Annotated in this window: 8 protein-coding genes; 4 read left to right on the top strand and 4 right to left on the bottom strand. The window is 47.3% G+C overall.

Features of this window, described 5'->3' with window-relative positions:
* The first annotated feature begins 124 nt into the window (after positions 1-124).
* The 3 genes from LOR49_RS17085 to LOR49_RS17075 all read left to right on the top strand — a co-directional run bounded on the left by LOR49_RS17085 (position 125) and on the right by LOR49_RS17075 (position 3956).
* Positions 125-1549 carry an NAD-dependent succinate-semialdehyde dehydrogenase gene (locus tag LOR49_RS17085; protein WP_338021161.1) on the top strand — a complete coding sequence of 475 codons (1425 nt, stop codon included), beginning with the start codon at positions 125-127 and terminating at the stop codon, positions 1547-1549.
* A 798-nt stretch (positions 1550-2347) separates the two neighbouring features.
* On the top strand, positions 2348-2890 hold the full coding sequence (locus LOR49_RS17080; protein ID WP_240378159.1) for a sigma-70 family RNA polymerase sigma factor: 543 nt from the start codon (positions 2348-2350) through the stop codon (positions 2888-2890).
* The gene (locus LOR49_RS17075; protein WP_240378158.1) at positions 2874-3956 is read left to right on the top strand and encodes a DUF4179 domain-containing protein; all 1083 of its coding nucleotides are present in this window, start codon (positions 2874-2876) and stop codon (positions 3954-3956) included. The genes LOR49_RS17080 and LOR49_RS17075 overlap by 17 nt, the downstream gene beginning before the upstream one ends.
* Before the next feature lie 1038 nt (positions 3957-4994).
* Here the strand turns inward: LOR49_RS17075 and LOR49_RS17070 are convergent.
* The 4 genes from LOR49_RS17070 to LOR49_RS17055 form a co-directional block, all read right to left on the bottom strand.
* A complete protein-coding gene (locus LOR49_RS17070) occupies positions 4995-6170 on the bottom strand; it encodes a pyridoxal phosphate-dependent aminotransferase (RefSeq protein ID WP_240378157.1) in 1176 nt (391 codons plus the stop codon).
* A gap of 166 nt (positions 6171-6336) precedes the next feature.
* A complete protein-coding gene (locus LOR49_RS17065; protein ID WP_240378156.1) occupies positions 6337-7092 on the bottom strand; it encodes an SGNH/GDSL hydrolase family protein in 756 nt (251 codons plus the stop codon).
* 120 nt (positions 7093-7212) lie between these two features.
* Entirely contained in the window at positions 7213-7920 is a 708-nt protein-coding gene (locus LOR49_RS17060; RefSeq protein WP_420830498.1) for a CpsD/CapB family tyrosine-protein kinase, read from the bottom strand.
* Positions 7910-8680: a YveK family protein gene (locus tag LOR49_RS17055; protein ID WP_240378155.1), complete on the bottom strand. Its 771-nt coding sequence runs from the start codon at positions 8678-8680 to the stop codon at positions 7910-7912. The genes LOR49_RS17060 and LOR49_RS17055 overlap by 11 nt, the downstream gene beginning before the upstream one ends.
* 423 nt (positions 8681-9103) lie before the next feature.
* Between LOR49_RS17055 and LOR49_RS17050 the strand changes: the two genes are divergently transcribed.
* On the top strand, positions 9104-10882 hold the full coding sequence (locus LOR49_RS17050) for a methyl-accepting chemotaxis protein (RefSeq protein WP_240378154.1): 1779 nt from the start codon (positions 9104-9106) through the stop codon (positions 10880-10882).
* Positions 10883-11113: the final 231 nt, after the last annotated feature.

Genomic DNA, 11113 nt, shown 5'->3' with positions numbered 1-11113 from the left:
TCCGTTACAATCAACAAGTAATTTTAAACGACTGTCTAAACGGAATGCTTATATGGTTGTTCGTCTAATTTGTTTAATTTTAAGTTCAATAATTATACCATGCAAACGAGGGAGGATGATTTGAGTGAAGAAGTTGCATTTTATTAATGGAAAGTGGACGGGGAATGAGTTGGAGACGATTGAGGTGATGAACCCGGCGACGCAAGAGCGTGTCGGGGAAGTCCCGAAAGGCGGGACGGACGAGACGCGGAAGGCGATTGATGCTGCGCACGACGCGTTTTCCGAGTGGAGTGCCAAAACTGTCTATGAACGCGCGGCACTTCTGGATAAGCTAAACGATGCGATTCTCGCCAACCAAGATGAGCTGGCCCGCCTTATGACGTTGGAGATGGGAAAACCTCTCGCGGAAGCAAAAGGCGAAGCGGCGTATGCGGCGTCTTTTATTGACTGGTTTGCGGCGGAAGGAAAGCGCATGTACGGGCAGACGATCCCGACGCACGCGGCGAATAAGCGACTGCAAGTTTGGAAGCAGCCGGTCGGTGTCGTGGCGGCCATTACCCCGTGGAACTTTCCACTCGCGATGCTGACCCGGAAAATGGGACCCGCGCTCGCGGCCGGTTGTACGGTTGTGATTAAACCGTCGCGCGAAACTCCGTTAACCGCGATCCGCTTCGTTGAACTGTGTGAAGAAGTCGGCTTTCCGGCCGGCGTCGTCAATATCGTCACCGGCTCCTCCTCGCAAATCGGCGGTGAGCTGATGGCCAACGAGAAAGTACGAAAAGTCACCTTCACCGGGTCCACCGAGGTCGGAAAAGAACTGATGCGCCAAGGCGCGGACCAAGTGATGCGCCTCTCCCTCGAACTCGGCGGACATGCCCCGATTATCGTGTTGGATGACGCCGATCTGGAAAAAGCCGTAAACGGAGCCATTGCCTCGAAATTCCGAAATAGCGGACAGACGTGCATTTGCGGCAACCGCATTTACGTCCAGGAAGGCATTTACGACAAATTTGTCGACCGCTTCACCGAGGAAGTGAAAAAACTCCGCCTCGGCAACGGGCTCGAGGACAACGTCGATGTCGGTCCGCTCATTAACGAAGCCGGCGTCGAGAAAGTCGAAACACATGTCAAAGATGCCGTGGCAAAAGGCGCAGAAGTCACCACCGGCGGAGCGGCGGCAAGCGACCTTGGCACCTGCTACTATCAGCCAACCGTCCTGAAAAACGTGGACCACTCCATGATTGTCATGAGTGAAGAAACATTCGGGCCAGTCGCGCCGATTCAGAAAGTAACGAGCGATCAAGAAGCCGTTACCCTCGCGAATAGCTCGCCATTTGGACTCGCGGCCTACGTCTTCACCGAAAGCAACTCCCGCGGCATGCAAGTGATCGAAAAGCTGCATTACGGCATTGTCGGCTGGAACGACGGCGCCCCATCCGCCGCCCAAGCACCGTTCGGCGGTATGAAAGAAAGCGGCATGGGACGCGAAGGCGGCCAGCAAGGAATTGAAGACTTCCTCGAAACCCAGTATGTCTCTATTGGATTGTAATGGGAAGAAAACGAACGCTTGGATGGTGACCCCGTCCAAGCGTTTTTGCTTGTTTGGATGTTTGTCGATGACGTTGTGCGAGTGCAGGGACGCCGTATGAGCGCGATGACGCTGTTATTTTGCCGTCCGCTCTTTTTCACGACGCCATACAAGCCCTATGACGTCTTTATTTTCGCCATTGTGCTGTTTCGCGACTTCATACGAACCCGATGATGCCGTTATTTTGTCGGCCTCACTTTTTCAGGGCTTCATACACCTCCTGTGACGTCGCTATTTTTACCGCTGTGCTTTTTCAGGACTTCATACACCTTCTCTGACGTCGCTATTTTGACGGCTGCGATTTTTCATGGCTTCATGCACCCCCTGTGACGTCGCTATTTTAACGGCTGGGATTTTTCACGACGCCATACAAGGGCTATGACGTCGTTATTTTCACCATTGTGCTGTTTCGCGACTTCATACGAGCCCGATGATGCCGTTATTTTGTCGACCTCACTTTTTCAGGGCCTCATACACCCTCTATGACGTCGCTATTTTAACAGCCCCTCTTGTTCACGCCCCCATTCTCTCCCTATGACGTTTTTATTTTCTTCGTTGCGCTTTTTCACAACCTCATATGAGTGCTATGGCGTCACTATTTTGACAGTGTCGCTTTTTCACGACCTCTTCTGCCGGTATCGAAATTTACATTGTATAGTTATGACAGGGAGGCAAATGAAACATATTGAGAAAAAATACAGAAGGTGAAACTTTTTTTGCTTCTCATCTCTCTAATAGGTAGAAGGGGGTGGGCAGTCGTTGAAACATAATAGTCATGTCGTGAAAAAAGCGATCAAAGGGGATACGCAAGCGCTGGAAACACTACTTGTCCTGGAAGAAAAAATGCTTTATTACAAGGCGCTCTCGTATGTTTCTACCAAAGAAGACGCGTTAGATGCTATACAGGAAACGGCGTACCATGCGATCTTATCTATCCATCAACTGAAGAATCCGGCGTGTTTTTCCACGTGGTTGTGTCGAATTCTTATTCGCGAATGCTACAAGTTACTGCGTGAAAAGAAGAGAATGATACCGTATGAAGACGAGGTGTTATTGAAAAACCTGGAACAGAAGGATGAGGAAAAAATAGAAACTTCTTATGTGAGGGAGGCCTTGGCCAAGCTGACTCCTTCCTATCAAACGGCTATTATTTTATTTTATTATCATGATTTGTCGATCAAAGACATCGCCGAAGTGTTGGAAATGCCTGTAGGGACGGTGAAAACGAATTTGCGAAGAGCCAGGAAAACGTTAAAATTCGAGATGGAAAGGGGTCATCCGTTTAATGAAAAACTCACATGAATCGTCTCATGACTTTCCAAAAGAGCAAGTTCGCGCCGCTATTCAGCTTGGCGTCGAACAGGGTGCGGCCGAAAAGAAACGATACCAAAAAAATAAAACGCCCAACAAAAAACATACGTTTGTGTATGCCATCAGCAGCATAGCCGCTGCCTTTATAATCTTGCTCGGTATCTCCTATCAGTCTCCGGCTTTGGCACACAGTTTATCCAAACTACCTGTGATCGGCTCTGTCTTTGGTGATTCAGATTTAATTGGGTTAAAACAAGCACAAGAAAAAGGATTAACAAGCCAGATAGGCGAAACGAAAACGATTAACGGTATTTCGGTTACGTTGGACGAAGTATTATATGACCAAAACAATATTACGATTGGTCTGAAAATGAAATCTGAGAAAGCACTTGGAAACGAATATTTTGGTTCCGGCATGGATTTTACCATTGACGGGAAGGCTCCTAGTGGTTCCTCCGGTTCGTATGGAGAAGAGATCTTATCCCCCACGACTCGAACGGCTATGGAAACGATCACCGTTACCGATGACATGCCAAGTGAATTTGATTTAGGATTAATACTACAAGGGAAAAACGGAGAAACCTGGTATTTTTCCACCCCCATCAGTAAAGTGAAAGACATCAAGAAAATACCGGTTCAGCACACGGAAACAGTGGATGGTATTACATTAGACGTTACCGAATTTTCCTATGGTGCCTCTGGGGCCAGCGTGTCATTCACCAGTTCCGAAGACGCCACATTGGCAGACGACGGGCTGAGCCGAGCAGATATGATCGAATTTAAGATGACCGATCAAAATGGGAATGAAATAAAAAGTCATTCCGGAGGCGTACAAGGAGAGCGAGTAAGGGGTAACATGATCTATACGAGCAACAAGCAATTCGATCCGATCGACTCCGACGTAACCGAAGTGACGACCACCCCTTATTTGTCGATCCCAACTGGCGGTGGCGGAGTGGGAATGGATGAGAACGGAGAAGAAACAGAATTAGAGTATCGACGGGATACTATTCAGCCTGTTGAGTTTGAGCCGTTTACAGTGAAAATACCACACTAGGGTGTGAGGAACCGAAACGCTTGGATAGTAACGTCCAAGCGTTTTTTGCTTGTTAGGATGCCTTTTGATGACGGCACACGCCCCCTATGACGTTGTTATTTTGTCGCCTGCACGGTTTCACGACTTCATACACACTCTATGACGTTGCTATTTTGACGCCTACACGGTTTCACGACTTCATACACACTCTATGGCGTCGCTATTTTGACGCCTACACGGTTTCACGACTTCATACACACTCTATGGCGTCGCTATTTTGACGACTGCCCGTTTTCGCGACACCATACACCTTCTATGACGTCGTTATTTTGACGACTGCCCGGTTTCATGACTTCATACACACTCTATGGCGTTGCTGTTTTGACGACTGTCCGGTTTCACGACTTCATACACCCTCTATGGCGTCGCTATTTTGACGACTGCCCGTTTTCGCGACACCATTCACTCCCTATGACGTCGCTATTTTGTCACCTGCCCGTTTTCATGACTTCATACACCCTCTGTGACGTCGTTATTTTGATGGCTGCGCTTTTTCATGGCTTCATACACCCTCTATGACGTCGTTATTTTGGCGCCTAGCCATTTTCGCAACGCCATACACTCCCTATGACGTAGCTATTTTGGCGCCTAGCCATTTTCGCAACGCCATACACTCCCTATGACGTCGCTATTTTGGCGCCTGGCCGTTTTTACGACACCATACACCCTCTATGGCGTTGCTATTTTGGCGCCTAGCCATTTTCACGACTTCATACACCCTCTATGGCGTTGCTATTTTGACGACTGCCCGGTTTCATGGCTTCATCCACCTTCTATGATGTCGTTATTTTCACCGATACGCTTTTTCGCGACACCATGCACGACCTATGACACTACTATTTTGGCGCCTGCCTGTTTTTACGGCTTCATGCAAACTCTGGGACGCATTATTATGGCCATTATGTAGTGGTGATACAACTGGACCCCATTTTCATTCGAGGGTTTTGCTAGAAAAAACAGCCCGTGCTGTGGTTCGTACAGGTCGGGCTGTTTTTCGAATTAGTTTTCTTTTGTGATTCGGGCGATTCGTTCGGCTGCTTCTTGCAGGCGGTCTTCGGTGTCGAGGAGAGCGATGCGGATGTAGCCTTCGCCGTGTTTGCCGAAGCCGTTTCCGGGGGCGGTGGCGACGTGGGCTTTGTGAAGGAGCACGTCGGAAAATTCTTCAGACGAATAACCGTCCGGGACGGGCAGCCAGACGAAAAAGGTGCCGGGCGGGGCGTCGATCTCTACACCTTTTTTTTGTAGTGTTTCGATGAACGTGTTGCGGCGCGCTTCGTACGTGGCCACAATCTCGCGCACCGGTTCCTGGTCAGCCGTGAGGGCATGGGCAGCGGCATCCTGTACGGCTCCGAACAGACTGACATATAAGTGATCTTGTATGTGGTTGATGCTTTCAATGACGGACGGATTGCCGACTGCCATACCGACACGCCAGCCGGCCATGTTGTATGTTTTCGACATTGTGTACATTTCGACCCCGATGTCCTTCGCTCCCTCCGACTGCAGGAAGCTTTGCGGTTTTTCCCCATCGTAGCCGATTGCGCCGTAAGCGAAGTCATGGACGACACAGATGTGGTGCCGTTTCGCAAGCGCAATGGTTTCATCAAAAAACGCCTTGTCCGCAGTCGCCGACGTCGGGTTGTTCGGATAATTGAGGAATAGCAGCTTCGCCTTTTCTAGTACGTCCTCCTCAATCGTTGTGTAGTCTGGAAGAAATTTATTTTCCGCGAGGAGCGGCATCAGCTCGATATCCGCGTCGGCCATTGCTGTTCCGGAAAAATAATCAGGATACCCTGGGTCTGGCAGTAGAATAGTATCTCCTGGGTTCAACAAACACGGGCTGATTTCCACCAGACCTGCTTTCGCGCCGAACAGAATCGCGACTTCAGATTCAGGATCAAGCTCTACGTTGTACTCCCGTTTATAAAATTCCGCGGTCGCTTCTTTCAAATCGTGATGACCGCGAAAAGGGGAGTACTTATGATTGACCGGGTTCTCCGCTGCTTCCTGTAAACTCTTTATGATCGATGGCGGCGTCGGCATATCCGGATTCCCCTGGCCAAGATTGATCACATCATGGCCCTCTTTTTTTAATTGTTGGACCTGTTTCACTAAATTCGCAAAAAATTGTTTCGGCAGCCGCTTCAACATGGCGGATTGCTCGAATTGTTCCATGCTATCCTCTCCCTCATCTGACTTTTCTCTCTATTCAGTATGACGCTTTCCCTGCAGTCTGAAAAGGGTTTCCCCCTATTCCTTTTTGAGTTGGCCTTTCTACGCGTTGATTTCCCTAATTTAGACAAAATAAAGGATATTTCCCGGGGAATATTTCCTCATTTCCTCAGTTTTTGTCAAAATAGGACACGAGGGCTTCTGCCCAGAGGCGGTTGCCGAGGTCGTTCGGATGGACGCCGTCTTCTTGTACGGTGTCCCGGACAGTGATCTCGTTTTCTTCGTACGTCTTTTCGAAATACGGCCAGAAGTCAAGGTACTCCCAGTCATTTTTCTTAATAAAGGCTGCCGTTTCCTGAACATATTCATTGTAAGTAAGGCCGTGTTTGGTGATGGTGGTGCCGTTGCGGCGTTGATTGGATGGCTGGATCATGACGTGGGCTTGCGGAAGATCCCTGTCAAACGTCTCCATCGTCTTCGATATATACTTTTTCGTTTCGGGCAGCTGTATTTTTCGAAAATCATTTAGTGCGGCAGTTTCAAACAAAATAAGGTCAGGGTGATAGTCGACAACTTGGTTCACGATGCCTTCTTCGTAAATGTTTTTTGTCGTGAAGCCGTTTGCCCCGAAGTTTTTCGTGTCGATGCCTGGAAATTCTTTTCTCAGAACGTCGCTGAACCGGGCTGTCCATTTTTTCTCCTCGCTGCTCGCCCCAATCCCTTTCGTCACGCTGCTGCCGACGAAGGCAACTTTGGCCTTGTTATGAAAATAAGAATGATGATCCAACGTAATGTCCTCCTTTTCGAGCGGTGTGTTTTCGACAGCAGAACCGGGATTACCGCGGCCGAGCGCGAGTACGACAACTAGCACCACTACCAGTGCGCCAGCCAAAAAAAAGGTGAAACGTCGTGTTGTTTTTGCCATGATGCTTTCTCCTTTTGGAAAATGATAACTCTCATTCTGTGTACCCATTGTGCCTTTCTTTTAATCGGTTGCATGAAAAAACCGCCTGCTCCGTAATTAGAGTGGCGGTTCTTCCTTTTATTATGCTTTGGCGCTGCCGTAATAGTAATAGTATTGGTGCTTTTGGTTGATCTTTCTCTGGTTTAAGATGGTGCCGATCATGTTGGCGTCGGCTTTTGCAAGCAGGTCTTTCGCTTTTTGACCGGCCTGTATGTCGGTTTTTCCACTTTTTAACACGAGGATGCTGGCGTCGCAGTACCCGGCGAGCACTTGGGCATCGGTGACCGGCAGGACGGGCGGCGCGTCGAATAAGACGATATCAAATTCTTCTTTCGCTTCATGGAGAAATTGTTCCATTTTTTTCGCGCTTAGCAGTTCAGCCGGATTGGGCGGAATCGGACCGCTCGGTAAAATGTACAAATGATCGATTTCCGTGCTCTGAATCACCTCGCCGAAACGGGCTTGGTGCGTCAAAAAATTCGTCAGCCCTTGGGCATTCATCGTCCGGAACGTGTAGTGAACCGTCGGCTTCCGCAGATCGGCATCGACGATTAACGTGTTCTTTCCTTGCTGGGCCATCGTCACCGCGAGATTCGCAACGGTCGTTGATTTCCCCTCTTCCGGTCCGGGAGACGTAATTAAAAGACTCTGAATCGGCCGCTCCACTGCCGCATATTGAATGTTCGTCCGGATCGTCCGGTACAGCTCGGACACCGGTGATTTAGGGTCTGTCCATGTTGTCAAGTTCCGATTTTGGGCCATTTTCTTGTTTTTCTTTTTACGAGCCAACGCGTTCACGCCCTCTCCGCTTCAATCTGCCGTTACTGTTTGCCTGTTTTGTATCTGTCGGTGCCGTCGCTTCGTCATTTGCACTGTCAATAATCGGAATACTGCCAAGTACGGGAAGACCGAGTTCCTGTTCCACATCTTCCTCGGTGCGGAACGTATTGTCCAGGTACTCAAGAAGGAATGCGATCCCGACCGCTGCCATCAAGCCGACAACGAAGGCAATGGCCATATTCAGGAGTGGCTGCGGCTTCACGGGGACCGGATTTTCACCCAGTTCTGCCGGCGCAAGGACGACGACATTATCGATCCGCAGCAAATCAGCAATCTCCCGTTCAAACACAGAAGCCGTTGTATTGGCGATGTTGACTGCTTTTCCCGGATTCGGGTCTTCCACCGTCAGCGTGATTACTTGCGATTCCCCTTCTCTTGTAATGGAGATCTTCTGGTTCAATTCCGAAGCCTTATCGTTCGTTCCCAATTCCTCGACGACCTGATCCAATATGTACGGACTTTTCATAATGACATTGTATGTTTCAATGTATTCCGAATCCGTGTCAAACCCTACCGCTTCCAGTGCCGATTTCGCACCGGTCGCCTGCTGGCTGACCAGCATTTGCGTGCTGCTTTGATAAATTGGGGTCAACACAAAAAAACTGACAACCCCGGCGATTGCGGTTGCGAAAAACGTGATAATAATGAGCATGGCCAGCCGTTTTTTCAACGTTTGAAAAATTTCCTGCAGACTAATCGTTTCTTCCATGATGATCCTCCACGCGCAAAATATATGTATGACACTAAAATTTCAATAATTTCCCACACATTGATCAAATTATAGCACATATTTAAACAATCTTGGCATCCATTTCATGTAAATGATGACCCTTTTCTTGATATTCCTTCACATTTCGACTACCTTCTTTTATCAAAAAATAGGCTTACATCACGTGCTTTAGCCGATTAATAGTTCCCCCTTTTTTTCACCATTTATCGATGATCTTAAATTACGAAGAGTATGATCATACTTGTGTTTATGGCTTTCTTCATGAGAACTTCGCCTCTTTTAGATAGAGAAAAATTAAAACATCTCTTACACAAGCTTTATAATCCCTTAACGTTTCTTCGAGATAATGATAATAGAATAGTCTTTTAGTCTAAGTGACGTAAGGGGAGGAAAGCAATAGAGATGAGAAAATGGTCGCTAGTCCAAAGGGTAAAGCCGGTCCTTCACTGGTGTAAACAAAAGATAAAAGGCAAGAAGAGGAGGCTTAGAACGTTAGAAGAAGCAGAAAATCATCCTTTGCATCGGCTGTCGTTACAAGCGCGGCTTTTGATTATTATTGTGACGGTTGTGGTGCTCTCTTCTGGCACCATTGGATATATCAGCTATTCCAAAGCAGAGGAGATGCTTATCGAGGCCAATGAAAAACGATTCGAACGAGAAATTCAGGTCAGTAAAGAGAGGGCCGAGTATTTAAAGCTATCTTATATTCATGATTTAGAACGATTTGACAAGCAATTTGAATATGGGATTCGAGCCCAGGCAGTCGGGTTGATCAAGGATGGGCTGCGGGCGGATTTTTTTCGCATTAACGAAGAGGGTCAGTTACGTCCATTTCCTGTTAGTGAAACATCTCATGTCTCATTAAATAAAAATGAAATAGCAGCCATCCTTGAACAAGGCAATGGCTCAGTTTATAAAATGGTAGATGGAACAGAAATGATTTTAACATTTGATTACATACAAGATACTCGGGAAGCGGTCGTGTTAGCAGTGCCGACTGAAGATTATTTAGGGGGAATTCATGAATTACGAATGCTTATATTATCACTTGTCCTTCTGAGTATGGGGGTGGTTATCGTCATTATTTATCTTGCGGTTCAATCGCTTATTCGTCCTCTTTCCCACTTGCGCCGGCTCATGCGCCAGGTACGAGAGGGCGATTTAAACCAGGAGGCTCCTTATCCATCGACCAGCCCTGAAATTGTCTCTCTAACGAAAAGCTTTAATCATATGATGCGCTTTATGAATCATTTAGTCCGTGAGGTTCAGCAAACGATCACACAGTTATCATACACAGGAGAAGACATTTATGACTCTTCCGCAACCATTCATGAAAGCACACATCAACTGAGAGGCGCCATTCAAGTCGTAAATGACGGGGCAGAACAGACAGCAAGCAGCTCTGAGGTCAACTCTGCCCAATTCCAAGAGATGAAACAGAACATTAAAACGACGTTCGAACAGCTTGCCGAACTAAACCGAGATGCCAGCAACATGAATGATCAAGCCAAGAAAGGACAAGCACATGTTGGTGAATTAATGACTTCGATGGAATCACTGAAGTTCTCGGTGTCGGCGCTGCACGAACCAATACGGGAAGCCCAAGAACAATCGAATGAAGTATCAGGGATTATTCAATTGATTCAAGGAATCTCGGAGCAAACGAAACTTCTTGCATTGAACGCCACCATTGAAGCAGCACGTGCAGGAGAGGCAGGATCAGGCTTTTCCGTAGTTGCTCTGGAAGTGAGAAAGCTAGCGGAACAGACATCAAAAGCAACGGAAGAGATGAAACAACCGATCGCACATATTATAAAAGTCAATCACAAGATCACTTTGGAGTTTAATCATATTGTTGAGATGGTGGGACAACATGTGAAAGCTGCAGATTCTTCAAATAAGGCATTTCATCATTTACTCGAAAAGATAATGGTGACCACAGAGCGTGTAGAAGAAATGGCCTCCACCCTATCCCGATTAGAACTGCAGATTCCCCAGTTTGAGGAGACTTCCGTATCATTTACAAGTATTGCCCAACAGACATTAGCCAGTACGGATCAAATAGTAAGGCTTTCTGCCGAACAGCAGAGATTAATTAGTCATAATCAAGAGATCGCTTCATCACTTAGTGATACGGCATCTCATTTAAAAAAATGGAGCAGCCAGTTTCATGTATCTTAGGCTACTCCACTCGAGAAGAGAACCATGTTAGGTATCTGACACCACCCACTGCTTTTCACAGGTTAAAAGTTTTCTGTGCTTTTTAGTCTTATTCAAATGTCGCAAAAAAAATTGCACTACTACTAAGAGTTACGTAAGAATTCGTATGTAATACTTCTGCCAACAGGACCAAGGATTTGCACTCTACCTGACCCTAATATGCGATAGTGGCGCGATTTTTATTAGATAATC

It is taken from the genome of Bacillus piscicola, from assembly GCF_022458745.1.
GTDB classification, from domain to species: Bacteria; Bacillota; Bacilli; order Bacillales; family Marinococcaceae; genus Alteribacillus_A; species Alteribacillus_A piscicola.
This window is presented reverse-complemented; position numbering and strand designations above follow the sequence as displayed.